Consider the following 24,799-nt stretch of genomic DNA (forward strand, 5'->3'; position numbering starts at 1 on the left):
AGGACGCCGCTCTCAGTCTCACACAGCATGATTCAATGTTTCACGCTGATCTGCGCAAGAAATCTTCGAGATCCACGGTCTGAACGCAATTTTACGTAGAATATCCCCCTAGACTCGGCCCATGGACAACCTCGACCACAGCATTCTCGATCTGCTGCGACAGAATGCGCGCGCCGGCTATGGCGACATCGGTTCAGTAGTCGGGCTGTCGGCATCCGCGGTTAAACGTCGCGTCGATCGGCTGGTGGCCGACAAGGTCATTCGCAGCTTCACCATTCAGGTCGACCCGGCCGTTGACGGCATGAGCACCGAAGCCTACGTCGAGCTGTTCTGCCGGGGTACGGTGGCCCCCGACGAATTGCTGCGCATACTCTCTGGCGTGCCAGAGGTCGTCGATGCCGGAACCGTCACCGGCAGCGCCGACGCCATGGTGCACATTCGCGCGCGGGACATTCCTGGCTTGGAGGCGGCGCTCGAAAAGGTGCGCCTGGCCCCCAACGTCGACCACACACGCAGCGCGATCGTGCTCTCTCGCTTGATCCACCGCTCAATCGGATAGCGCGCTTTTTTACCGGGGTACCGGCTTCTGGCGAACCGGAGAGACCAGGTGCAGCAGGGTGACCGCGGCGATCGAACCCGCACACAGGATGCCGGCAAGCACGACGATCTGAAACCGGCCAGCCTCGAGCGGCGAGGCTCCCCCGAAGATCGCACCCACAAACGCACCCGGCAGCGTCACCAGCCCTGTGGTCTTGGTCTGGTCAGTGGACGGAATGATGGCGAAGTAGACCGCCTGGCGGGCGAGTTCCCGCGTGGACTGCCGCGGTGTGGCCCCGAGCGCGAGCCAGCCCTCGACCTCGTCCCAGTGATCGGCGACCGCCTCGTCGAAGCGGCGTCCACTGAGCGTCGCGATCGACATGGCATTGCCAATGATGATCCCGCCGATCGCGAGCACGTAGCGCGGCGAGAACTCAATCGCCCCGGTCGTGAACACGATGGCGAGCGTGACGGCCACGCCGAGCGCCATCGCCGCGGCGACGCGCACCAGATGGGCGCGGCTGAAGCCAATGCGGCGCGTGACGGTACCGACAGCCGCCGCGAACATAACGAGCAGTCCGACGCCGACCCAGAGCGGATCGTTGATGATGCCGCTGAGAATAAGGCTGATCGCGGCCAGTTGCAGAGTTCCGCGCAGCAGAGCCAGAGCCGGGGCGAACGGATGCTGCGTGCGATAGGCGCGCAGAACCATCACGACCACCGCGAGCAGCAGCAGGACCCCGACCAGGGTCGGCAGCAGCCCGGCCAATTCTGCGGGGAGATCGGCCGGAAAAGTCATGGTTCGAGCCTACGCGGCCACGCGATCAGCATCCTCCCCGCAGCGATCAGGCGCCCACGGAGTAGCGCAGGGCCAGTCCAAACTCTTCCGTGGCGCGTTCGAACGGCAGTGACTGCGTGAACGCAATCTGAACAAACTCCCCTTAGATTGACATGTATCGATGCATTGAGCAGACTGAACGTCGATAGGCATCAATCCAACAGAGATGGTTGAAGTCGTGGCGGAGATTGGGCCAGCCTTCGACGGCGTCAACGTGCACTAACGAGAGAACTCAGATCATGACTATTGCAGAACTGCCGGCGCTCATCGTTCCGTCATCAGAAGTACTCGATGACCTCCCCGTTGCCGTTATCGGAGCGGGACCCATCGGCCTGGCCGCTGCCGCCCATCTGCTTGAACGTGACGTCGATGTTGTCGTCGTCGAAGCAGGCCCGACGGTCGGAACAGCGGTCAAGGCCTGGGGTCATACCCGGCTCTTCTCTCCATGGGAATACCTGGTCGACGCGGCTGGCGGCCGCCTGCTGGATACGGTCGGCTGGCATGCGCCCGACGCACACAAGCTTCCGTTCGGCAGCGAGCTCGTCGCAGAGTACCTCTTACCGTTGGCGGCGACCCCGGAACTCTCTCCGCGCATCCGCTATGGCAGCTCTGTCACCGACGTCGTTCGTCAAGGCATGGACAGCACACGCTCCACCGGACGCGCCACCACACCATTCCTGCTCCGATAAAGGCAATCCTGCATACGCGAGGTCAGGCCGTGTCAGGAAATAAGCCTCGGACTCTCGTTGTCGCTGGCCTCGGGCTGGGGCAAATCCTCGCCTGGGGTTCCTCCTACTACCTCCTCGCCATCCTCGCCGAACCGGTCACCGCGGACACGGGTTGGCCAGCCACCCTCGTCGTCGCTGGCCTCTCGATCGGGCTGGTGACCTCAGCGTTAGTCGCGCCTCGGGTTGGATCACGAATAGGTCAGGGGCACGGTCGTCGCCTGTTGGTTCTCAGTGCGGCCCTCCTTTCCGCTGGGCTCGTGCTCATGGCGGTGTCTCCGGCCCTGTGGGTCTACCTGGCCGCCTGGATTGTAATCGGACTCGGCATGGGGACGGGACTTTACAGCAGCGCCTTTGCGGCCCTGGGACTGCTCTATGGGGAATCCGCGCGAACACCGATTACCGCCTTGACTCTCTTCGGTGGCCTCGCCAGCACCATCTGTTGGCCACTCTCGCTGTACCTCGTCTCTGAAATCGGCTGGCGAGGAACCTGCGGCGTCTATGCCGCCCTCCAGCTCCTCGTCACAATCCCGCTCTACCTCTGGGTATTGCCCCAACGACGTCTCAACGAGCCTGTACGAAAGACCATCGGCGTTGCCGTGAGACCCGTAGACGTGCGGTCGCGACGACCAAGCGGCACGTGCGTCGTGCTCCTGACCTCGATTGTGACCCTGAGCGGACTGATCACCACAACGATGTCGGTACACCTGTTCACGCTCCTTGGCGCGGCCGGATTCGGCATGGCCGCGGCACTCGCCCTCGCCACCCTGGTCGGGCCCTCGCAGGTGGGCATTCGTCTCGTCGAACTCTTGTTCGCCAAGGGTTACCATCCGTTGTGGACAATGGCGGCGTCCGTTCTGCTCGTCGGACTTGGCCTCGGTATTCTTAGCGCCGGCCTACCTCTTTACGCGCTCATTATGATTCTCTACGGAGCAGGCATTGGGCTGGCTTCGGTCGCCCACGGCACCGTCCCGCTTGCTGTTTTCGGCGCAGAAGGCTACGCATCCTTGATGGGAAGGATTGCATTGCCCGCGCTCCTCGCTCAGGCTGCAGCGCCACCCCTTGGAACACTCCTCATCAATACCATCGGTGCCAGCGCGACCTCCATGACTCTCGCGCTGGCCGCCGTGGCGAACATCGGACTGGTCGTCTGGATGATGCTTTTGACCCATTTCCAGTCCGTTCGGGTCCGGGCCGCGTCCGTTCTCACTCCCGGTGCCAGCGGTGGGAAACGCGCAATCATCCACTGAATGAATCCGCCGTTCGGCTGGGAGATGATCGGAACGTTGTCTACCTCAGGACCCGCCGCGTCCACACCGCGACCGCCTCGACGGCCAGCACCGTGACGATCACCATCGCGATGATGAACGCGACCACGTCGAACTCCTGCACGCGGCTCGCGTTGATCAGGAAAAAGCCGATGCCGCCCGCGCCGACGATGCCGAGCAGCGTCGCCGAGCGGATGTTGACATCGAGCTGGTACAGCACGTGTGCGATGATCTGTGGCGCGGTTTGCCGCAGCGTTGCGGCAAAGAACACCTGGATGCCGGTAGCACCGGTCGCCCGTACCGCGTCCTGCACCCGCACGTCGGTCTCCTCGAGCGAGTCGGCAATGAGTTTGCCCAGCAGGCCCACGGATCCGATCGCGAGCGCCAGCGTGCCGGGCACGGGTCCGAGGCCGGTGATGACGATGAACACGATTGCAAGAATCAGCTCGGGCAGGCCGCGGATGATGACGATGATCGTGCGAAACAGGTTCGCGACGCCGACGCTCGGGGCGACGTTGCGCGCGGCCAAGATTCCTATCGGCACAGCGAGCACGAGGCCGAGCAGGGTCGCGGCGAGCCCGATCTGGATCGTCACGAGCATTGCCTCGACTAGTACGTCGAGCAGATCCTGGGGCGATGGGGGAAGGAACATCCCGAGTACTTGCGGCAGCGCGAGCAGGTCATCGAAAAGCGTCGAAAAGTCCATGTCGGCGTACACCGTCGCCAGCGCGACAACCGCGATCGTCAGTGCGACGCCCGCGAATCGACGGATGCGCTCGCTGTCCCACTGCGGCGCGATCCGCATGGTGCCGTGCCGCGTGCGCTGCGGCTCGCTCCCGCCCCGGGGCGCGGTGACCCAGCCCGCCGCAATCCGATCGATGAATCCCAGCAGGCCGCTACGCTCCGTTGACACCCGTCCGAGCAGGGTGGCGCGGATGACGCCGGAAAGCATCTCGACCGCGATGCACAGGAGCAGGATGATCAGAGCGAGCGCGATGCCGCGCTGGTATTGCATGGTGCGCAAGGCATTGGCGAGCTCGAGGCCGAGACCGCCGAGACCGACGTAGCCGAGCAGCACCGACGTTCGCAGGTTGATATCGAAGCGATGCAGGGCCGTCGCGATCAGCTGCGGCATGACCTGCGGGATCACCGTGCTCGTAATCCACTGCACGCGGCTGCCACCCGCTGAGCGCACGGCCTCAGCCGGACCGCCATCCATTTGCTCGATCGCATCGGCGTAGAGCTTACCGATCATGCCGATCGAGTGAAGGCCGAGAGCCAGTATTCCGGGGAATGCACCGAGGCCGAAGATACGAAACAGCACAATCGCGAAGATGAGGTCGGGCACAGCTCGGCACACGACGATGATCGTTCGAGCGACGCCACGCATAACGGGGCCGCTCGTCGTGTTCGCCGCGGCGAAGATCGAGACGGGCAGGCTCAGCACCACCGCGAGGACCGTGGCGACAATTACGATTGCGAGCGTCTGTCCGGTCATGACCAGCAGCTCGCCCAGCGGCGGGAAGTCGAGCGGGAACATACGCGAGAAGAAGTTCGCCGCGTTGTCGAGGCTGCGCACCATCGACGCTACGTTGATCTCGAGGGCTGCGACCGACCAGATCGCTGCTGTGAGCAACACGAAAAGCGCACTCCAGGCCGCGATGCGGTTCACGCTCGGGCGGGGACGAGGGGGGAGGGGAATTTCGGTGTTCGTGGTGCGGGGCGCGCCCATGAGGACGGTCACTTATACGGCAATCTTTACGCGCTCGTCCACCGGCACCGGCGCATAGATGCCGTCGACGTCGTTGTGCGTTAGACCTGCGGCTGGACGGTCAAGCACTACGCGGCCGGCGTTCAGGCCGACGATACGGTCGGCGAACTCGAGTGCGATGTGTACTTGGTGCAGGCTGCAGATCACTGTGAGGTTCTCCTCGCGGCTGATCTGGGCGAGCAGCTCGATCACCCCGGCTGACGACAGCGGGTCGAGCGACGCGACGGGCTCATCCGCTAGTAGCACGGTGGGGCGCTGAATGAGGGCGCGCGCGATCGCGGCGCGCTGCTGCTGCCCGCCGGATAGCGTGCCAGCACGTTGAAACGCCTTATCGGCGAGACCGACGCGGGCGAGCTGCTCCATAGCGTTTTCACGCACGTAGCGGGGGTAACTCCACAACCCAAAGCGCGGCCCGCGCAGCGAACCGAGCTTGCCGGTACACACGTTTTCGAGCACCGACATTGACTCGACGAGATGGAACTGCTGGAAGATCATGCCGACATTGTTACGCAGCGCGCGCAACGTAGTCGGGCTTGCTGAGTGCACCGGAGTACCGAGCGTCCAGACATCACCCGTCGAGGGCTTGTTCAGGCCGTTGATGTGGCGGAGCATTGTCGACTTGCCGGAGCCCGACAGGCCAAGCAGTACGTTGATCTTGTTCGCCGCGAACTCCACGCTCACGTTGTCGAGGGCGGTGATGCTTCCGAATTTCTTGGTCACGTTTTCAAATCGGATGGATCCAAGCTCGGGGATCGTCTTATGCGCGGCGGCGGTCATCGGCAGTTCTCGTTTCTTGTCGGTTGCAGGGACGGAGATGCGGAAGCGGTGTGGATCGAGCCGGGCCCGATCCACACCTGCAGGGTCAGACCCTGCAGGCCGCGGCTTCGGTAACCTTGCACACGGCTCGCACGCCGTCGTAGAGCGAGTCCTCCACGGGGATGAAGCCATATTTCGAGGCCTCGGGGAGCTGGCAATCTGCCGCCGACGAGCAGGCACCAGACTCCACCATGGCCGGCACGTTCAGGTCGTTCGCGAAGATTTCTTTGAGCTGGCTGATCAGGTCGGCGGGCAGCTTGTCGCTTGCGACGTAGGGGCTGCCGGCGATGGTCTCCGACTCCCAGACGACTTCGAGGTCGCCCTCCTTCAGGCTGCCTGACTCGATGAGCTCGGTCGTGACCATGGTGTCGTAGGCGAAGCCCGCGTCGCAGGTGCCGTCAGCGACTGTCAGTGCCGAGGCGTCGTGTCCGCCCGCAAAGATCGGCGTAACGTCGGCCTCGGGATCGATGCCAAGGTCGAGCAGCCCGGCGCTCGGGTAGAGAAAGCCCGAGGTTGAGGTCGGGTCCACGAAGCAGACGGTCTTGCCTGTGAAACCTTCGAGATCTGTGATGTCGCTGCCGGCCGGCACGATGCCGAACGACTTGTAGCCGGGTTCCTCGTCGGGATCATCGACCAGGGACCCGAGCGCCTCGACCCCCGCGCCACCATCTTTTGCGACCATGTAGGAGAACGGGCCCATGCCCGCAATGTCGATCTGGCCGGCACGTAAGCCCTCGATGACCGCTGCGTAGTCGGTCGCCTGCTGTATCTCGACCTCAAGGCCGGTTTCTCGCTCGAGCACCCGGATGATCGCTTCGTTGTCGTCGGCGATGCCCTGGGCCGATTCGCTCGGAATCTGCGCGAAGACGAGCTTTTCAGGTGCCTCGGCCGCGTCAGCCGCGGTGGAGGTGCTGGAGCACGCGGTGAGCGCGGTGAGCGTAGCGAAGAGCGCGACACCGGTTAGGAGCCAACTGGTTCGTGTGCGGAGATGCATCGAAGTTTGCCTTTCATGAGGACGGTCCGACGTTTGTCGGTTGGATGGCTAAGCGATTGTTTCTTCTTATGGTGAACAGTTCGGGCCTAAACGGTGTCCCGGATGGTGACGCAGACGCGAACAGCAGACGACTAAATGTCCACCGGAGCATGGAGCCGTGAGTGCGCTGAGGTCGCGGAGGACTTGCCGCCGGCCCAGATCCGATCAGACCCGCGCGGCATCTCGGACGCGCGTCAGGAACTGAACGAGCGCCGCGCTTGCCGCCTCGAGCGTGCCATCGTTGACGATCTCGAGGTCGACGGGATGATCCGGTGCGGGGTCGATACGCGCTACGCGCGCAGCGGCGGCGGCCTCGTCCTCCCGACCTCGCGCGATAATGCGCGCGAGTCGTATGCCCTCCGGCACAGTGACGCGCGCGACCCGCACGTTCACGAACAAGCTGGGCAACCGCTTGAGCACCCCCCGCGAGACGTTGGCCACGACCACTCCTCCCGACTCGGCGACGTCGATCACGTGAGCCGGGATGCCGTAAGCAAGGCCGTGCGCGTGCCAGGTCAGCGCGAAGTCGCCCCGACATTCGGCAGCGTTGAACTCGTCCGCGCTCACGGGGTAGTGATCCTCCCCTGCGCCGGCGGGCCGAGTGATCTGGCGCTGGGGGAAGACGATCCCGCTGTGGCCGGTCAGGGCCGCCCGCGTGTAATCCATGATCGAGTCCTTGCCCGATCCGCTCGGCCCGACGACCGCGACGAAGGTGCCGCTCATGCGACCCGACGTCCCTCGCGCCAGACGGCGCGCACAATCGGTACGGGTGAGCCGAGTGGGTGCTGGTCGGTCGGGGCCCCCTCATAGGCCTGCACGCGAATGACATCAGCTCGCTTGCCCGGTGCGATCACTCCACGATCGTCGAGACCGGCGGCATGGGCAGGGTTGGCACTCACGAGCGCGGCACCCTGCGGCAGCGTGATATCGCCGCGACTGAAGAGGAGGAAGATCGCCTGGAGGGGGCTGCCAGGCACGTAATCGCTCGACAAGATGTCGAGCAGTCCGAGGCGCAGCAACTCGGTGGCCGAGACGTTGCCCGAGTGCGAGCCGCCGCGCACAATGTTTGGGGCACCCATGACGACGAGCTGGCCGGCAGCGCGAGCCGCTCGGGCCGCCACGATTGTCGTAGGGAACTCGGAGATCCGCACGCCAGCATTCGCCGACTCGTCGACGTGCGCCTGTGTCGCGTCGTCATGCGCCGCCATCGTGATGCCGCGCTCGTTGGCCCTCTCCGCCATCAGGCGGCGATTGTCATCGGAGTACTGCGCCGAGAGCACGTGTAGTTCGGCGACGTGCTGGTCGAACTGCACGTTGGTCATGTTGTGCTTACCCACCATATAGGTGCGGAACGCCTCGACGTCGGCGTACTGGCGCTGCCCGGGTGTGTGGTCCATGAGCGACACCATCCTCACCCGGTTATGCCCGCCCACCTCATCGAAAACGTCAACGACGTCCGGCGTCGCGACCTCGCAGCGCAGATGCACATAGTGGTCGGCGCGCAGCAGGCCGGACTCGGCGGCGTGGATCACGGCCTTCACCAGTGTGCGCGCGTCACCGCTGATGCGATTCTCACCCGGGCCACTGCCGATGCGCATTGCGTCCAGCACGGTCGTCATTCCCGAAGCTGCCATCTGCGCGTCGTGCGCGATGACGGCCGGAATCGGGTCCCAAAACCGCTTGGGGCGCGGCTGGTAGTGCGACTCGACCTGGTCGGTGTGCAGTTCGACGAGGCCGGGCAGCAGGTAGTCCGTTCCCATGTCCAGACCGGGCACGCCGTTGACAACCAGGTGTGGGTCGTCGCAGACCTCGGCGATGACACCGTTCGCGATGCGCACGGATCCGTGCACAACCCGATCGGTGAGCACGATATGGGCGTTATTGAGAACGAGGGACATCAGGCGGTCTCCAGAGCGAATTGATGGGCAAAGGAATAAACGGAGAGAATCTCGAAGTCCGCGCCGGGCTGCGGCTCGACGCTGACCGTGATGCCAGTGAGCGGCACGTTGACGCCGGCTACGTCCGCGAAGTGCTGGGCCAACGCGGCGTCGACCTCTGCGGTGCGCTTTGCTGGCAGCGAATCGGTCAGGGTGAGGTGAAAGTGGAACTCGTCGAAAACGTACGGGTATCCCCAGCGGTCGAATAGCTCGCGCTGGCGCGGCGTGAGACGCGGGACGCGGCGACGGAGAACATCCGCTTCGTTCAACGGCGCGCGGAAGCCGTCGAAGTGCCGCACGACCGATGCGGCGAGGTCATTCAGGCCGTCTTGATCACCGTTGGGAAGCAGCGCGCGAAAACTGCCCATCGCCGCCGGGCTCGGGCCGGGGATCACGACCGGGGTTCGCACTGCCGCGAAAGCCGCGGCCGCCGCCAGCAGCTCGGCCTCGGTGTGTCCCTCGGCGAGGTGGAACGGCGCAGCGAGCGTGGCGTGAAAGCCGTAGCGACGCGCGTTGATGGTGAGGCCCCGCATGTCGTCGCGGGCGTACCAGGTGTCGACTTTGGCTTTGAGTCGCTGTGCTGCTGGCGCATTGTTCTCACCGACCCCGGGTACGGCGTAGATGGCGTATCGCCTCACGCGAGCACCTCTTCACGCACCGGTGTGAATGACTGCACATCAACGGTCAGGTCGGCGACGGCATCCCGCACGTCGGCGTCGTGGAAGATCGCCAACATTCCCGTTCCGTGCCCGAGGCTCTCGCGGATCAGGTCGATCACGACACCGCGATTTCGTCCGTCGAGCGACGCGGTGGGTTCGTCGAGCAAAAGGAGCGGCCGCTCGATGATGAAGCCGCGCGCGATGTTGACACGCTGCTGCTCGCCGCCCGAGAAGGTGGCCGGTGGCAGCTTCCACAGCCGCTCCGGGATGCTCAGGCGGGCCAACAGTTCGCCGGCTCGCTCGCGTGCCGCCGCTCGGTTGACCCCGCGCTCAATGAGCGGTTCGGCGACGACATCGAGGGCGGGCACGCGGGGCACCGCGCGCAGGAATTGACTCACGTAACCCACGGTCTCCCGCCGGGCGGCGAGCACCTGGCGCGGCTGCGCCGTGACCAGATCCATAACCGCGTCCTGATGACTGAGTAGGATGCGACCAGAATCGGCGCCGTAGCTGCCGAAGACCATCTTAATGACGGTGCTCTTGCCAGCTCCGGACTCGCCGCCGAGCACCACGCACGCCCCTCGCGGCACGTCGAAGGTCATTCCGCGCAGCACGGGCAGCTGGTGCGAGTCCTGCAGGTGCAGGGTGAATGTCTTGTCGACGTCTTGGACGGACAGGACTGCGTCCTGAGGCATTCGGTTGGTTGCGTCGTATGTCATGAAGATCAGCCCCGGAGGATCGAAGAGACGAGAAGTTGGGTGTACGCGGCCTGCGGGTCATCGAGCACCCGGTCCGTGAGGCCTGACTCGATGACGGCGCCGTCTTTCATCACCAGCGTGCGGTGTGAGATGAGGCGCGCGACGGCGAGGTCATGCGTAACGATCACGACAGCGAGGCCGAGCTCAGATACGAGCGAGCGGATCAGATCGAGCAGGCGCGCCTGCACGGACACGTCCAGGCCGCTGGTCGGTTCATCCATGAAGACGAGGCGCGGGCCGAACACGAGGTTGCGTGCAACCTGCACGCGCTGGCGCATGCCGCCCGAGAACAGCGTGGGCGCGTCGTCCATACGATCGGTTGGGATCTCCACCCGGCGCAGCCACTCCTCGGCTTCGGCCCGGATCTGGCCGAAGTGGCGCCATCCATTTGCCATCAGCGGCTCGCCGACGTTGCCGCCCGCGCTGACGTGCATGCGCAGTCCATCGGCGGCGTTCTGGTGAACGAAGCCCCAGTCGGTGCGCCAGAGCCGGCGCACTTCGCGTTCACTCAGGGTCGACAGGTCGAGCAGGTCTTCCAACGGGTCGTCCTCCCCGCTCGCACTGGTCTGCCGAGCAGTGCGGTACCGGATAGAACCCTCATCGAGCGCGAGTCGCTGGGCCAGCATGCCGAGCAGGGTGGACTTGCCCGAGCCGGACTCGCCCACGACGGCCAGCACCTCGCCGGGCCACAGATCGAAGCTCACGCCGCGGCATCCGTACCGCTCGCCATACCGATGACTGGCACCGGTCACGCTCAGTAGGGGCGTTTCGTCTTTCATGCGTTCACCTCGGTGATGTGGTCGTGGTCGCCTGTCGTCAGAGTGCGCTCGCAGTGGTCGGTGTCGGAGCACACGAACATGACCCCGCCCTGATCATCGATGAGCACCTCGTCGAGGTACACCTCTGTGGACGCGCAAATCTCACAGGATTGGTCGAAGCGCTGGGGTTCGAACGGGAAATCTTCGAATCCGAGGCTCTCCACGTCGGTGTAGGGCGGGATCGCATAGATGCGCTTCTCCCGCCCCGCACCGAACAGCTGAAGTGCGGGGCTCTGGTGCATCTTTGGGTTGTCGAAGCTCGGGATGGGTGACGGTGCCATGACGTATCGGCCGTTCACGAGCACCGGGTAGTCGTACGTCTTAGCGATGTGCCCATATTTCGCGATGTCCTCGTAGAGTTTGACGTACATCAGGCCGTATTCTTCGAGCGCGTGCAGGCGCCGGGTCTCGGTCTCGCGTGGTTCCAGAAAGCGCAGTGGCTCCGGGATGGGCACCTGATACACCACAATCTGGTTCTCGGTGAGCGGAGTCTCGGGAATCCGGTGCCGGGTCTGGATGATCGTGGCATGATCCGTGCGCGTGGTGCTGTCGGCTCCTGCTACCTTCTCGAAGAAAGCCCGGATGGACACCGCGTTGGTCGTGTCATCGGCGCCCTGGTCGATCACTTTCAGCGTGTCCGCCGGACCGATCACCGATGCGGTGAGCTGCACTCCTCCGGTGCCCCAGCCCCGGGGCATTGGCACCTCACGCGAGGCGAACGGCACCTGGAACCCGGGGATGGCGACGCCCTTGAGAAGCGCGCGGCGCACGACCCGCTTGGTCTGCTCGTCGAGGTAGCCCTCGTTGTACACGATCCGCGGGCCGCTCATGCGTTCGCCTCCATCCGGGTGCTGTTGTCGGCCGCAGGCGCCTCGGACGCCTCGGCGGGGTGGCGCTCCTGGAACTCACGGCGCAGGCTGCGGATCAGCCCGAGTTCCGCCTGAAAGTCGACATAGTGCGGCAGCTTCAGGTGCTCGACGAAGCCGGCGGCCTCAACGTTGTCGGCGTGGGCGATCACGAATTCCTCATCCTGCGCTGGCGACACGATGCGCTCGCCAAATTCCTGGTGCCGCAACGTACGGTCCACGAGCGACATCGACATGGCCTTGCGCTCGGCTCGGCCAAAGACGAGCCCGTAGCCGCGTGTGAACTGCGGCGCCTGATCGGCGCTGCCGACGAACTGGTTGACCATCTGGCACTCGGTCAGCTCGATGCGCCCGATCGGCACGGCGTGCCCGATCTCGGGGGCGTGGAACTCGACCTCGACCTCGCCGACGCGCACCTCGCCCGCGAACGGGTGGTTATTGCCGAAGCCTCGCTGCGTGGAGTAGCCCAGCGACAACAGAAAGCCCTCGTCGCCGCGGGTCAGGGCCTGCAGGCGCTCGGCCCGGCTCATCGGGAAGACGGTCGGCTCGCGGGTCAGGTCGCCCGGATCCGGGTCAGTCCATCCCGCGTCTGGCCGATCGCGCTCGATGAGCGCGTCGGCGCCGAGCAGATCGGTCACCCGGGGCATCGGCTCGTCGATCGGCACGTCCGGGGTTGCTACCTCCGGGGTGTGCAGCTCATCGGCGAGCAGGCGGTGCGTGTAATCGAACGTTGCGCCCAGCTGCTGACCGCCAGGAATGTCCTTGAACGTCGCAGACACGCGCCGCTCTGAGGGCAGGCCGACGGTGTCGACCGCGATGGTGACACCAAACCGAGGCAGCGTTGTGCGATAGGAACGCAGGAGCGTGACCGCTTCAAGCACGTCGCCCTGCGCCTGCAGCAGGGCCTTGGCGGCGAGTTCCGGGTCGTACAGCGAACCCTCGGCCATCACCCGCGAGACGAGCACGCCCATCTGATTGCGAATTTGCGGGTAGTCGATGCGCGGGGCATCGGTGCTGCCCTGTCCGCGCTTGGCGAGCAGCGCGTGCGCGTTGGCGATCGCTTTTTCGCCTCCCTTGACGGCAACGTACATCAGGTGTTCCTCTTCTCGTCAGTGTGGGCATTCAGCGCGGTTGTTCTCGGGAGGCCCCGTACCGTGGTCTCGGCCGCGAGGATGAGGTCAATGCCGCGCGGGAAGATCGAGTGGTTTTCTTGCCACTGAGTGAGGAATTCGTTCGGCAGGCCGGCGCCGTCCCAGTGAGCGACGCCGGGGATGCCGGGGCCGGTCGCTTTCAGCGAACCAATGCCGGGTGCGCAGCACGCATCGATCACGAGTGTCGCTGACCGGTGCGGTTCTTCGTCTGTGCCCCGTGCGAGGTCGGCGAGGCGCGGTGCCGTGGACGGCGCTGACGCAATCGCGAACGCCGCGTCATCCACTTGTTCGACGATGCGCGCGCCGGTGTGAAAGGCGATCCAGGCAGAGACCTCGGGGGCGCCGCGCAGCGCGGGGTCGAGCCAGATGGGAGTCTGCTCGTCGCACAGCGCCAGAATGACTGCCCCGACGGTCACCCCCAGCGGCGCGGGGGGCAGCATGTCAACGTTGACGTGCTGCGGTGTGGTCGGGCGTGCGAGCGCCTCGAGCACGGCGCGGAACACCTGCTGCGCATCGCGCACGGGGTTCGCGAATCCGGGCGTGAGGTTCTGGGGGATTGCGATGCTCATTCATGCTCCCTTGCGACGGTGAAGAAGTCGACGACCGTGCTGCGTGCGTCGGCATTGGCCGCCGTGTCGCGTTTGATCTGTTCACGTTCGAGCGGCTCGATGACGTCGGCGAGTACGCGTTCCCGCTGCATCGGTGCGCTCAGCAGCGCGTCGAAAACGGCGGCGAGACCGGCGTGTTCGGGGTGGCTGCCCAGCACGTACGACGTGCCACTCACCTCGTCGGTGCCGACGCCATGGAGCATCACGGTTGCCCGGGTAACGGTCGCCTCTCCCAGGTTGAAGCGGTCGCCGGTACCGCCGATCCGGCCCTGCACCATAACCAAGCCCGCTTCCGGGCCCCGCAAGTATGCGACCTCGGGCGGCTCCCCCCAAGCCGCCCACAATGCGGCCAAGTCGGCGTGCGAAGCTCCTGCGAGTACTCGCGCGGCGCGACGCCGCTCATCAACGGCGCGCTCATCCGCTGTTCTCTCCTGTGCGCTCACGTTCGATCCCTTCACGCCTAACAAGCTCTCAAGTTGTCTATTTATCTAGACAACCCAAAGATTAAGCCCCTAAGGTTGAAGACAGGGGCCTCCCGGTCGACGCGGAGGCCACCACCAGATGAACGTCCGGTGAACCAACGACAAGGACACTCCGTGACGGATCGCGCACCGGTCGCCCGATCGAGCAGCGGATTCTCGGCCTGGCGTCTGATCTCCGAGGAACTGCGCCTGGACATTGACGGCGGCCGACTGCACACGGGCGACCGCCTGCCCACTGAGAATGTGCTCGCCGAGCGTTTCGGTGTCAACCGGCACACGGCGCGTCAGGCCATCGCCGCACTGGCAGAGGAGGGGCTGGTCGAATCTCGGCGCGGCAGCGGCACCTTCGTGACCGGCCAGGCTGTGCGTCTGCACCGGATCGGTCTGCGCACTCGAATGACAACCAGCCTCGGCGACCAGGGACCCTCGTCGACCAACCGTGTGCTGCACAGCGCCATCGAGGACGCGCCAGCAGAGATCGCCCGGCGGCTCAGGCTTGACGGCAGCCGGGCAATCCGAATCGAGACGACGCGCTCCACGGGTGGGCAGCAGATCTCCGTGAGCACACACTGGTTCGACCTCGAACGTCTGCCCGACATCGCGACCCCACTGCGGCGTACCGGATCAGTAACGGCGGCCTTGCACGCGAGCGGTATCGACGACTACGTGCGCGCGTCGACCGTCGTTGGCGCGCGACACGCCACGGCAACGGAGTCCGAGCTTCTCGCGCTTGGGCCGGGCGCGATCGTGCTCGTCACCGAAGCGCTCGACACCCTGCCCGGTGGCACCCCGCTGCAGCACGTTGTGACGCGCTTCGCGGCGCAGCGCGTACGGCTGGATATCGAGCACCCGCGCGCCGACTGACGGATACGGGCGACGGATACGTTTCCTCCGCCCGCTCGTCGATGACGATCAGGTCGATAAGCGGGGGATCGACCTGTGCTTACTCCAAAATTATGCCGAGAATCGACCCACGAATACCGAGATGGCAATCCGCAGAAGTGCGTAAAGCCAGTTCGACCGCTCCGTCGGTATGTTTTGCCGTAGTGTACGCAGGAACGTAGTTGCAGCATCCGTTATAGCGGGGCAAGATTACCCATAGCGTTTGAACGGAGGGTCCCGTGCCCGCTTCCTTTATTGCCATCGATTCCCAGTCGAGTACGCCGCCGTTCGAGCAGTTGCGCAGCCAGGTGATTGCGGCCGTGCGCTCCGGCGAGCTGGCGCACGACGCCCGCTTGCCGACCGTGCGGGCTCTGGCCGCCGAGCTCGGCCTGGCCACGAACACGGTCGCGCGCGCTTATCGCGAGCTGGAGCGGGACAATGTGATTGAAACGCGAGGTCGATTCGGATCCTTTGTCGCCCCCAACGGCGATTCGGCCGAGCGACACGCGCAGGTTGCGGCCGACGAGTTCGCGACGCGCATCGCGCAGCTTGGTGTGGGCCCGGTCGAGGCGCTCGCGCTGGTCACCGACGCCTTGAATCGCCGCTCCGACGCCTGACCAGCGGCCTTACGCCGCGCATTTTGTATTGCTACTCTGGTGCAGAATTCATACAACAGGGATGTTTTGTGGACACGGTCGCACTGATCCTGATGGCGCTGGTATTGGCAGGTCTCGGCATCCGCTTGATGGATTACGCGCGTGCCCGACCCATGCAAGCGGATGCTGCAGATCTACCCCCGGACGGGGCCCGGGCCCTAAACCCGTGCCCGGGCCCCGTCCCAAGTGGTGGCAGGTCGATGACGGCGCCAGGCGGCGCTAGGGGGCGCTAGGGGGCCTGGCGGTAGTGTGCGGCCAGGCGGGCGAAGCCCTCGTCCAGCGAGACCTCCGGGGTCCAGGCCAGATCGGCGCGGGTGCGACGCTGGTCGAACCAGTGCGCAGTCGAGAGCTGCTCGGCCAGAAAGCGGGTCATGGGTGGCTCATCCGTTCCCGGGCGAGTGCGCCAGATGGCCTCGATGAGCGAGCCAGCTGCGCGGGCAGCGGATGCCGGCACCCGCCAGGCCGGCGCGGCCACGTTGGCCGCGCCGCAGATTCCGGCCAGGAGTTCCGCAATCGGGCGCGGTTCACCGTTGGTGATCACGTAGGACTGGCCGTGAACCGAAGAAGCGGCGTCGAGCGCCGCGTGGATGGCGGAGGCTGCATTGTCGATGTAGGTCGTGTCGATGAGCGCCGCGCCGCGCCCGAGCAGCGGCAGCCGCCCATGGCGGGCGCGATCGACGATCCGGTCGATCAGCTGGGTGTCCCCGGGGCCCCAGACCAGATGCGGGCGCACGGCGACGACGCTGAATCCGGGAGCGTCGGCGGCGAGCGCGAGCAGTTCGGCCCGCGCCTTGGTACGGGCATAGTCGCCACGAGCTTGCCCGGGCGCGGCCGGCAAAGCATCGGAGCCCATGATCGAACTGCCGGCGTGGGCCACCGATGGCGAGGAGATGTAGACGAAACGGGAGACACCGGCATCCTGGGCTGCCTGCAGAACGGTACGGGTGCCCCCGACGTTTACCGCCTCGAACGCGGCCGGGTCACCGGCGAGTGAGACCTTGGCGGCGAGGTGCACAACCGCATCCCTACCGCTCACGGCATAGGCGAGGCCGGCATAGGGGGTGTCGGCGGGCGTCGTGATCGAGCCGTGCACATCCTCAACGCCGGGCACGCCGGATGGCCGGCGTTGAAAGGTGCGTACCTCGTGCCCGGCCGCGCTAATGCGTGCAGCGACGGCACGGCCGAGAAATCCGCTGGCACCGGTGACCAGCACTCTCATGGCGCGCTCCTCACGGCTTAGTCCAGCGACCACCAGAAAGGATGCCGGTGGCCCAGCGCGACAACCGGCTGCGGTCGATCTTGGAGTTGTGCCGAATGTCGGTCGGGAGGCCCGGAACCACGAGCACTGCTGCGACCGGTGTGCCGACCATCGAGCGCACGGCGGCGGCGAGCTTTTCGGGGGCCCGGTGCACCCGGCGGGCTGGCGGCACGGTTTCGAGCACGGCGACCTGCTGCTGGGTGCCGAGGGGGCCGACGCCGACGAACGCCGCACGAAAAACGTCGGGCAGGGTTTCGATGCGCTGCTCCGGGCCGACCGGGGTGACCACGCCGTTGGCCGTCACGATGACGTGCGGCATGCGCCCCTCGACCCAGAGGCGGCCTGCACCGTCGAGGTGGCCGACGTCGCCGGTGCGGTGCCAGCGTTCGCCGGCAACGGCGCCACGCCGCGAGGCCCGCTCGGTGAGCCAGAGCCGGTCGTAGCGGTCTTTCACGTGCGGCGCCGACACCACGATCTCGCCGGTCACGTCGGCTTCCTCCGTCAGCTCACCAACGGATGCCCCACTCGCGTCAAGCGCGCTGATGCGGATGCGCGTGGTCGCGGTCGACCCGCCGACGCAGACTCCCCCTGCCGCGTTCGCCGTCGGGGTCACAGTCAGGGTCGCCACCGGGGTCGCCGTCGGGGTCGCAGTCGGGGTCGCCGTGGCGGGCGGCGCGGGGACCGACTCGCCGTCGTTCGCCACGGCACGCACCGCCTTCGACTCTGCGACACCCGCGGCCGCGGCCCGGATGCCCTCGAGCGTGATGTCGGCCATGAGCAGGCCCTCGGTCATGCCGTACGGCGTGTGCGCGGTCGCTTGCGGCATGAGCGCCGCGGCCTGGGCGAGCAGGCTCTCGGAGATCGGCGCGCCGGCCGAGAGAAAGCGCTGCACCCCGGCGAGGGCTGCGTGGTCGGAGGGAGTGAGTGCCTGCGCGGTCGCAACGACGTTTACGAGGGCGGCGGGTGAAAGAAAGACGACCGTCGCATCGATCGCGTCGACCGCGGCAGCGACCGCACTGGCGGTGAGGGTCTTCGGCGCGGTGACGTCCATATCGGGCGTGACGGAGCGCGCACCGAGGGCCGGGCCGAGCAGGGCGAACGGGGCGAAGCCGGCGACGAGGCCGGTGCCGACGCCGACGCCGTACTGCAGAAAGAGCGCGCGGCTCACCGCAGAGAGTTGGCCGTGCGTGTAGACGACCCCCTTGGCCGGGCCGGTCGAACCGGACGTGAACAGCACGGCGGCCGCATCGGTCGGCGCGGGCTGGGCCGAAAGCGCATCGCCGGCGCTGAGTCGGGCCTGGCCCAGGCTGATCAGTTCGGCGAGGGTGTGCTCGACGCCGAGGAGGCGGGCCATCGGAGAGACAAATCCTGCGACCGAAATCTTACGCCCGGGCCAACCGAGCGCACGGGCGGCCAACAGTCCGGGAGCGGCCCCAATGACGAAGTCGGGGCGGGCGCCGCGAACGGCGCGGGTGAGGCCGGCCAGGCCGAGGCCGGCATCCGCAACGACAACGATGGCGCCGATGCGTACGCAGGCGTAGAGCACCGCGGTGAGGTCGGCGCTGGGCGGTACGAGCAGCGAAACCCGGTCGCCGGGCTTCACCCCGATGTGCACGAGGCCGGCGGCTATCTGCCGCACGCGCAGCGAGAGCAGCCGCCAGCTGACGGTGCGAGGGGTCGGCTGCATGTCGACGAGGGCGGTCTCGTCGGAGTCCTGCAGTTCGTCGAGGTAATGCCAGAGCGGATGCGTCCCCGCGGCGTCCCACGCCGCCTCGCTCGGCGCGACCGATGCCGATTCCGATTCCGATTCCGATTCCGATTCCGATTCCGATTCCGATACATCGAGGGGAGATCTCACGACAGCATCGCCCAGCCAGAGCAGCGCGGCGGCGGCGTAGTCCACATCTTCGGCGAGCAGGTGGCCAGCGCCCTCGAACCGGTGCACGCGGGCGTGCGGCATCCGGTCGACCAGGTCGTCGAGGTAGCGGTCGCTGAAGATCGGGTCGCGTGGACCCCAGAGCAGCAGAGTCGGCACCGCGAGCGTGCGCACGCTCTCGGCGATGCGGTCAAGTTCGGGCCGGCTCTCGTGCGCGAGTGCGACCGGAATGTCGGCGACGAAGCCGCCGATTCCGCTGCGGCGAGCGCTCGTTTGATACGGAGCTCGGAAGCCGCGCTTGACCTCGCTCGACAACGGCGGATGCGCGAGAGCCAGCGTCGTGGCCAGGAACGCCGGCGTGGCAACGGTTGCCGGGCCGAGGATGCCGCGCCCGAGTGCGAGCCGAAGCGGCGCTGGAATTTTGTCGCCAGCGGGCTGGTGCACCGCGGTGTTCAGCAGCATGACGCCGGCCAGCAGCTCGGGGTGGTCGATGGCCCAGCCAAGCGAGACGACGCCGCCCCAGTCGTGGCCGAGAGTGATGACCGGGCCGGCCAGGTCGAGCGCATCGGTGAGATCGTCGAGGTCCTGCACCCGTCGGGCGAGGGGGCGGATATCTGCGGTGCGCTCGGAGAAGCCCATGTCGAGCTGATCGACGGCGATCACCCGCCAGGCCGGCGCGCCCGACGCCGCGGCCTCCGAAGCCGCGGCCAGCAGACTGCGCCACAGGTAGGACCATGTCGGATTGCCGTGCACACACAGAATTGTGCCGACCGGAATCACGCCCAGCGCGTCAAGCTCTGGGCCGTTGTCGAGCAGGTGCCACCCGTGGGTCACATCGCCGGAAGCACCGCTCTCCGCGACGTCGATCAGACGCGACCACCCCGGGTTCAGTCCGGACAGGCCTGACGGCGGCAAGGTCGCCGGCGCCGGCACCGCACGTGGAAGTCGGGAAGCTGGGGTTGCGCGGATTTCAGTCACACTCCTCTTGGGCCCGACAATTCATGGGGCCCAAGTTGGCACCCCGCAGAATTCGACGGTGGTGTCGGACACCCACCATTACCAAACGAGTTCCATCATGGCGGTGTTCAGGCCGGAGCCGACGCCCATGAGCAGCACCCGGTTGCCCGACTGCAGCGTCGGAGCCTCCTGCGCGAGCGTGATCGGAATGGACGCCGGGCCAACGTTGCCGAGGGTGGGAAAGGTCAGCGGAATCTTGGTCTTGTCCATGCCTGTGGCCTTGACGATGGCGTTGGTATGCACGCTTGAGACCTGATGCAGGATGTAGCGATCCATGTTTGACCAGCTCCAGTCCCGTTTAGCTTCGGTCCAGGCTGAAACAACGAGTTCCATACCGCCCCGGAGCAACGCTTTCGCGTCGGTGAACATGCCGTCAACACTGCCGACGCACAGGTCGTTGAACTGGGTTGCCGCGCGGGTGACACCGCCGAGGATGCGGTGTCCAGCGGGGTGGGCATCCGCCGGGCCGAGCACCGCTGCGGCTGCGCCGGAACCGAGGGTGAGGCTCGCAAACTCGCTCATGAAGTCTTTGCGCTTGATGCCCGGGCGGCCGAGGCGCTCGATTGTGTTGGCCTGAATCTCATCGGCGTCTTCGCCGTCGATGATCACCGCGTACTTGATCTGCCCGGAGTCAATGAGCTGCGCTGCCAGAGTCATGCCGTTGACGAAACCGAGGCACGCGTTTGCAATGTCAAAGTTGATCGCCGACGACGGCAAGCCGAGTCCGTGGTGGATGCGCACGGCGACCGAGGGTTCAAGGTGTTTGCGAGTGACCGAAGTGTTGATGAGCAGGCCGACATCGCTCGCCTTGATGCCCGCCTCCCGGAGCGCGATCTCACCGGCCTTGACCGCGGCGTCGTCAAAGGTCTCGTTCGGGCCCCAGTTGCGTCGCTCGTAGACACCGGCCACGCGCTGCAGCAACCCGGTGGGCAGCTTGAGCCGCGTCAAAACAGGCTTTAAACGCCGGTCGATTTCTTCGGACGTCGTAACGAGGGGCGCCATGAGACTGGCTACCGACAGCAAAGCGACGTTCCGATGTGTCGTCGTCGCGTTCCCGTTCAAGCGTCAACCCCTGTCAAATTGTGGACAGCGGTAATCATACGTCCCCTATGAGTTTGCCCCATTAAACTGAATGCCAACCGCACGCGGCCTGTGCGCCCAGTGAAGGCGCACAGGCCGTTCCTCAGATCACTCCCTCCGAGAGCGTGCTCGGGTTGCCAAACCGGTGCGCGGTGATCGAGATGGCCTGTTCGCGCAGGAACGGCAGCACCTCGATACGGCCGGCCTGGGTGACAGCGTTGGAATACAGGGCAATGTCCGGGCTGCCGTTCGTTGCCTCAGCCAGAGCGGATGCCGCCTCCGCCGCACCCAGCACCGGGTCACTGCCGATGAGGCGCACGCGGCTGGCCGTGATCGCGCCCGAGCGAGCCCGAGCAAGCCACTCCTCGTCGCTCTCGATGACCACCAAAATCTCGCGCTCGGCGAGGATATTGCGCACGGCCGGTGGCACCGGAATGGTGCTGGACACGTCGAAGCGCGACGTTGACAGGGTCGCGGCGGCGATCACGCGCAGCAGCTGGGCGAGCGTGCCGGTTTCGGTCAGGCGCACGGTGACCGGCAGCGCGCGGTAGCGGAACAGGTTGCGCTCCACGCCGAGGCCGGTCGCGTCGCGCACGACATTGAACTCCTCGCGCCAGGCGAGGGCGTCGCTCACCGCGGAGCGGCGCAGCACGTCGAAGTCGGCGTAGTCGAGAAACGGCTGGCTGGCCTCGATGATGTCGGTGACGCGCTGCTCGAGACCGCGCAGGTGCAGCGTCGAGCTGTTGCGGCCCGGTTCGTTGACCCAGCTGCCGAGACCGAGCAGGTAGTTCGGTCCGCCAGCCTTGGTGCCCGCGCCCACCGCGGAGCGCTTCCAGCCACCGAAGGGCTGACGTTGCACGATGGCGCCGGTGATCCCACGGTTGACGTACAGGTTTCCGGCCTCAACGGTGTCGACCCAAAGGGCCAGTTCGTCGGCGTCGAGCGAGTGCAGCCCCGTGGTCAGGCCATAGTCGACGGCGTTCTGAAAGCGGATGGCTTCTTCCAGATTGCGCGCGTGCATCACGCCGAGAACCGGGCCGAAGAACTCGGTGAGGTGAAAATACGATCCGGGTGCGACGCCGGTGCGAATGCCAGGCGACCAGAGTTTGCCGGTTTCATCAAGCTGCTTCGGCTCCACCAGCCACTTCTCTTCCGCACCGAGGGTGGTCAGCGCGTGCAGCAGTTTGCCGTCGGCCGGTGACATGATCGGGCCCATCTGGGTGACCGGATCGCTGGCCGGTCCGACCTTGATCGAGGTCGCGGCGTCGACCAGCTGGCCGAGGAACCTCTCCGACTTTGCGACCGATCCGACCAAAATGACAAGGCTCGCGGCCGAGCACTTCTGGCCGGCGTGGCCGAAAGCACTCTTGATGACGTCAGCGGCGGCGAGGTCGAAGTCGGCCGAGGGGGTGACGATGATGGCGTTCTTGCCGCTGGTTTCGGCGAGCAGCGGGAGGTCCCGGCGGAACGAGCGAAACAGCTCGGCCGTCTCGTAACCGCCGGTGAGAATGACCCGGTCGACCGCGGGGTGAGCGATGAGCTTGGCCCCGAGGTCCCGGTCAGGCAGGTTGACGAGCGCGAGAAGTTCACGCGGAATGCCTGCTTCCCAGAGCGCCTCGACGACGACGGCACCGGTGCGCTGGGCTACGGTGGCGGGTTTGACGACGACGCCAGCACCGGAGGCGAGGGCGGCGAGCATTCCACCGGCCGGGATGGCGGTCGGGAAGTTCCACGGCGGGGTGACCACGATGAGTTTGGAGGGCACGAAGATGGCGCCCTGCACGCGGTCGAGGTCCTTGGCTCGTTCGGCATAATAGTTGGCGAAGTCGATGGCTTCACTCACCTCGGCGTCACCCTCCGTGATGGTCTTGCCACACTCGCTCGCCATGACCTCGATCAGGCGATCGCGGTTGGCAGCGAGCGCGAGGGCGGCGCGGTGCAGCACGGCAGCGCGTTCGGCGCCGGTTTTCTGCCCCCAGGCGACTCCGGCGGTCAAGGCACCGTCAATGATCGTGTTCAGCGCGGCCTCGTTTGGAACCGCGGCGGCCTCGATGGTGTCGGTGCCGAGAACGGATGCGTCGGCGCGGGCCAGGATGCGCCGGCCCCAGGCCCGGTTTGCGGGCAGTGACGGGTCGGTGTCCGGCTCATTGCGGAAGCTCGAGTGCACGGGCACCGAGCCGCGGGTGATGCCGAGCAGGGCTTCGGTCAGCTGCGGGTCGGCCTCGGGGGCAGCCTCGATGCCCTGGCTGCGGGCATCCGGTTGAGCGGCGGCTAGGCGATCGAGGTCAAAGCTGCTCGAGCGGTCCTGCACGCGATTCGGGGCCGGAACCCGGTCGTCGAGCGCGTCGAGGGAGGCCTGAAAACGGGCCTTTTCGCGGTTGAACAACTCCGGGCTGCTGGTCAGCTCGAACACGGCCGACATGAAGTTCTCCTGGCTCGCGTTTTCTTCGAGGCGGCGAATGAGGTAGCTGATCGCCACGTCGAAGTGTGAGGGATCGACGACGGGGGTATAGAGCAGCAGCTGCCCGACGTCCTGCCGCACGGCCTGGGCCTGGCCGGTGGCCATGCCCAGCAGCATCTCGAAATCGACCCGGTCATCGACGCCACGGGCGACGCTGAGCAGATGCGCCCAGGCCACGTCGAACAGGTTATGGCCGGCGATGCCGAGTTTGACGGCGTCGGTGTTCTGCGGGGTGAGCGCCCAGCTGAGCACCCGCTTGTAGTTGGTGTCGCTGTCCTGCTTGCTCGAGAACGTGGCGAGCGGCCAGTCGTGCACGGCGGCGTCGACGTGCTCCATGGCGAGGTTGGCGCCCTTGACGAGACGCACCTTGATGGCAGCTCCCCCGGCTGCGCGGCGGTTCTGGGCCCAGTGGGTCAGGCCCTGGATGGCGCTCAGGGCGTCGGGCAGGTAGGCCTGCAGCACGATGCCGGCCTCAAGCTTTGCAAGTTGCGGCTGGTCGAGCAGCCCCTCGAACACCGCGATGGTGAGATCGAGGTCGCGGTACTCTTCCATGTCGAGGTTGATGAATTTCGGGGTGCCGGATGCCGCGGCGAACTCATAGAGCGGCGTCAGCCGTTCGATCACCCGGGCGACGGTCTCGTCGAAGGCCCACATCGACAGCTGGCTGGCGATCGACGACACCTTGATCGAGACGTAGTCGACGTCTGGGCGTTCGAGGATGCGCTTGGTGCCCTCGAGACGTTCGAGCGCTTCCTTCTCGCCGAGCACCGATTCGCCGAGCAGGTTGATGTTGAGGCGGTTGCCGCTCTCTTTCAAATGAGCCAGTGCCGGCCCCAGCTTGTCGGGGGTGGCGTCGACGACAAGGTGGCCGACCATTTGGCGAAGCACCGTACGGGCGGCGGGGATGACTACCCAGGGCAGCACCGGACCGAGGATGCCGCCGAGCCCGATGGCCGCGCGCATGGGCACCGGCAGAAAGCCGGGTGCCTTCTTAGCCACTTTCTGTAGGCTGTAGCCGGCGACCATCTTGTCTTCGGGTCGCATGACGCCGTCCACGAAACCGACAGTGAAGTCGAGGCCGTTCGGGTCCTTCAGCACGCCGGCAAGCCGCTCGGCCGCGGCATCCGCTGGGATGGTGGCGCTTTCGTCGAGCCATTTCTTAACGAGCGCAACGACCTCCGTACTGAAATCCTCGTTGGTGGGGCGGGTGGAGGCGTTGGTCATGGTCACGAGACTAGTCTTTCGTTCGCGGATGGGGTGCTCTGGTGTAACAAGTCTGGGACCAGCCTATATTTAGCAAAA

22 protein-coding genes are annotated in these 24,799 nt (G+C 66.0%); 5 read left to right on the forward strand and 17 right to left on the reverse strand.

What is annotated here, in order from left to right; all coding sequences use genetic code 11:
- Positions 1–121: 121 nt before the first annotated feature.
- Entirely contained in the window at positions 122–559 is a 438-nt protein-coding gene (locus E3T51_RS03735; protein WP_134527700.1) for an Lrp/AsnC family transcriptional regulator, read from the forward strand.
- 9 nt (positions 560–568) lie between these two features.
- Here the strand turns inward: E3T51_RS03735 and E3T51_RS03740 are convergent, their stop codons facing one another.
- Positions 569–1,336 (reverse strand): ABC transporter permease, encoded by a 768-nt coding sequence (locus E3T51_RS03740; RefSeq protein ID WP_134527702.1) that lies wholly within the window; start codon positions 1,334–1,336, stop codon positions 569–571.
- 278 nt (positions 1,337–1,614) lie between these two features.
- Here E3T51_RS03740 and E3T51_RS03745 point away from each other — a divergent pair, with 278 nt between their 5' ends.
- Positions 1,615–2,064, forward strand: a complete 450-nt coding sequence (locus E3T51_RS03745) for an FAD-dependent oxidoreductase (protein WP_134527704.1) — start codon at positions 1,615–1,617, stop codon at positions 2,062–2,064.
- Between the two features lie 29 nt (positions 2,065–2,093).
- Positions 2,094–3,350 (forward strand): MFS transporter, encoded by a 1,257-nt coding sequence (locus E3T51_RS03750; protein WP_134527707.1) that lies wholly within the window; start codon positions 2,094–2,096, stop codon positions 3,348–3,350.
- Positions 3,351–3,390: 40 nt separating this feature from the next.
- Here E3T51_RS03750 and phnE read toward each other — a convergent pair whose 3' ends face one another.
- From phnE to phnG, 12 genes are all read right to left on the reverse strand, one after another.
- Positions 3,391–5,112 carry a phosphonate ABC transporter, permease protein PhnE gene (gene phnE / locus E3T51_RS03755; protein WP_241989155.1) on the reverse strand — a complete coding sequence of 574 codons (1,722 nt, stop codon included), beginning with the start codon at positions 5,110–5,112 and terminating at the stop codon, positions 3,391–3,393.
- The gene (locus tag E3T51_RS03760; RefSeq protein ID WP_241989156.1) at positions 5,113–5,991 is read right to left on the reverse strand and encodes a phosphonate ABC transporter ATP-binding protein; all 879 of its coding nucleotides are present in this window, start codon (positions 5,989–5,991) and stop codon (positions 5,113–5,115) included.
- Positions 5,992–6,001: 10 nt separating this feature from the next.
- Positions 6,002–6,949 (reverse strand): phosphate/phosphite/phosphonate ABC transporter substrate-binding protein, encoded by a 948-nt coding sequence (locus tag E3T51_RS03765; protein ID WP_134527713.1) that lies wholly within the window; start codon positions 6,947–6,949, stop codon positions 6,002–6,004.
- A gap of 204 nt (positions 6,950–7,153) precedes the next feature.
- A complete protein-coding gene (gene phnN, locus E3T51_RS03770; protein WP_134527716.1) occupies positions 7,154–7,711 on the reverse strand; it encodes a phosphonate metabolism protein/1,5-bisphosphokinase (PRPP-forming) PhnN in 558 nt (185 codons plus the stop codon).
- Entirely contained in the window at positions 7,708–8,886 is a 1,179-nt protein-coding gene (locus tag E3T51_RS03775) for an alpha-D-ribose 1-methylphosphonate 5-triphosphate diphosphatase (RefSeq protein WP_134527719.1), read from the reverse strand. Before E3T51_RS03775 ends, phnN begins: the two co-directional genes overlap by 4 nt.
- On the reverse strand, positions 8,886–9,563 hold the full coding sequence (locus E3T51_RS03780) for a DUF1045 domain-containing protein (RefSeq protein ID WP_134527721.1): 678 nt from the start codon (positions 9,561–9,563) through the stop codon (positions 8,886–8,888). Before E3T51_RS03780 ends, E3T51_RS03775 begins: the two co-directional genes overlap by 1 nt.
- The gene (gene phnL / locus E3T51_RS03785; protein ID WP_198417837.1) at positions 9,560–10,303 is read right to left on the reverse strand and encodes a phosphonate C-P lyase system protein PhnL; all 744 of its coding nucleotides are present in this window, start codon (positions 10,301–10,303) and stop codon (positions 9,560–9,562) included. Before phnL ends, E3T51_RS03780 begins: the two co-directional genes overlap by 4 nt.
- A gap of 5 nt (positions 10,304–10,308) precedes the next feature.
- Complete coding sequence (gene phnK / locus E3T51_RS03790; RefSeq protein ID WP_134527724.1) at positions 10,309–11,121, reverse strand: phosphonate C-P lyase system protein PhnK; 813 nt, start codon at positions 11,119–11,121, stop codon at positions 10,309–10,311.
- Positions 11,118–11,990 carry an alpha-D-ribose 1-methylphosphonate 5-phosphate C-P-lyase PhnJ gene (locus tag E3T51_RS03795; protein ID WP_134527730.1) on the reverse strand — a complete coding sequence of 291 codons (873 nt, stop codon included), beginning with the start codon at positions 11,988–11,990 and terminating at the stop codon, positions 11,118–11,120. The genes phnK and E3T51_RS03795 overlap by 4 nt, the downstream gene beginning before the upstream one ends.
- Positions 11,987–13,117, reverse strand: coding sequence for a carbon-phosphorus lyase complex subunit (locus E3T51_RS03800; RefSeq protein ID WP_134527733.1), 1,131 nt, complete (start codon positions 13,115–13,117; stop codon positions 11,987–11,989). Before E3T51_RS03800 ends, E3T51_RS03795 begins: the two co-directional genes overlap by 4 nt.
- Positions 13,117–13,746 (reverse strand): phosphonate C-P lyase system protein PhnH, encoded by a 630-nt coding sequence (gene phnH / locus E3T51_RS03805; protein WP_134527736.1) that lies wholly within the window; start codon positions 13,744–13,746, stop codon positions 13,117–13,119. The genes E3T51_RS03800 and phnH overlap by 1 nt, the downstream gene beginning before the upstream one ends.
- Complete coding sequence (gene phnG / locus E3T51_RS03810; protein ID WP_134527739.1) at positions 13,743–14,228, reverse strand: phosphonate C-P lyase system protein PhnG; 486 nt, start codon at positions 14,226–14,228, stop codon at positions 13,743–13,745. The genes phnH and phnG overlap by 4 nt, the downstream gene beginning before the upstream one ends.
- Before the next feature lie 153 nt (positions 14,229–14,381).
- On the opposite strand from phnG, the gene phnF reads away from it, so the two are divergent.
- Both phnF and E3T51_RS03820 read left to right on the forward strand, forming a co-directional pair.
- Positions 14,382–15,131, forward strand: coding sequence for a phosphonate metabolism transcriptional regulator PhnF (phnF, locus tag E3T51_RS03815; protein WP_134527741.1), 750 nt, complete (start codon positions 14,382–14,384; stop codon positions 15,129–15,131).
- A gap of 257 nt (positions 15,132–15,388) precedes the next feature.
- Positions 15,389–15,766, forward strand: a complete 378-nt coding sequence (locus tag E3T51_RS03820; protein ID WP_134527744.1) for a GntR family transcriptional regulator — start codon at positions 15,389–15,391, stop codon at positions 15,764–15,766.
- A 268-nt stretch (positions 15,767–16,034) separates the two neighbouring features.
- Here E3T51_RS03820 and E3T51_RS03825 read toward each other — a convergent pair whose 3' ends face one another.
- From E3T51_RS03825 to E3T51_RS03840, 4 genes are all read right to left on the reverse strand, one after another.
- A complete protein-coding gene (locus E3T51_RS03825) occupies positions 16,035–17,024 on the reverse strand; it encodes an NAD-dependent epimerase/dehydratase family protein (RefSeq protein WP_134527747.1) in 990 nt (329 codons plus the stop codon).
- Positions 17,025–17,034: 10 nt separating this feature from the next.
- Positions 17,035–19,917, reverse strand: coding sequence for an alpha/beta fold hydrolase (locus E3T51_RS03830; protein WP_241989157.1), 2,883 nt, complete (start codon positions 19,915–19,917; stop codon positions 17,035–17,037).
- A 78-nt stretch (positions 19,918–19,995) separates the two neighbouring features.
- Positions 19,996–21,018: a 3-oxoacyl-ACP synthase III gene (locus tag E3T51_RS03835; protein ID WP_134527750.1), complete on the reverse strand. Its 1,023-nt coding sequence runs from the start codon at positions 21,016–21,018 to the stop codon at positions 19,996–19,998.
- A gap of 121 nt (positions 21,019–21,139) precedes the next feature.
- On the reverse strand, positions 21,140–24,721 hold the full coding sequence (locus E3T51_RS03840) for a proline dehydrogenase family protein (protein WP_134528532.1): 3,582 nt from the start codon (positions 24,719–24,721) through the stop codon (positions 21,140–21,142).
- Positions 24,722–24,799: the final 78 nt, after the last annotated feature.

It is taken from the genome of Cryobacterium serini (assembly GCF_004404025.1).
Classification (GTDB): Bacteria; Actinomycetota; Actinomycetes; order Actinomycetales; family Microbacteriaceae; genus Cryobacterium; species Cryobacterium serini.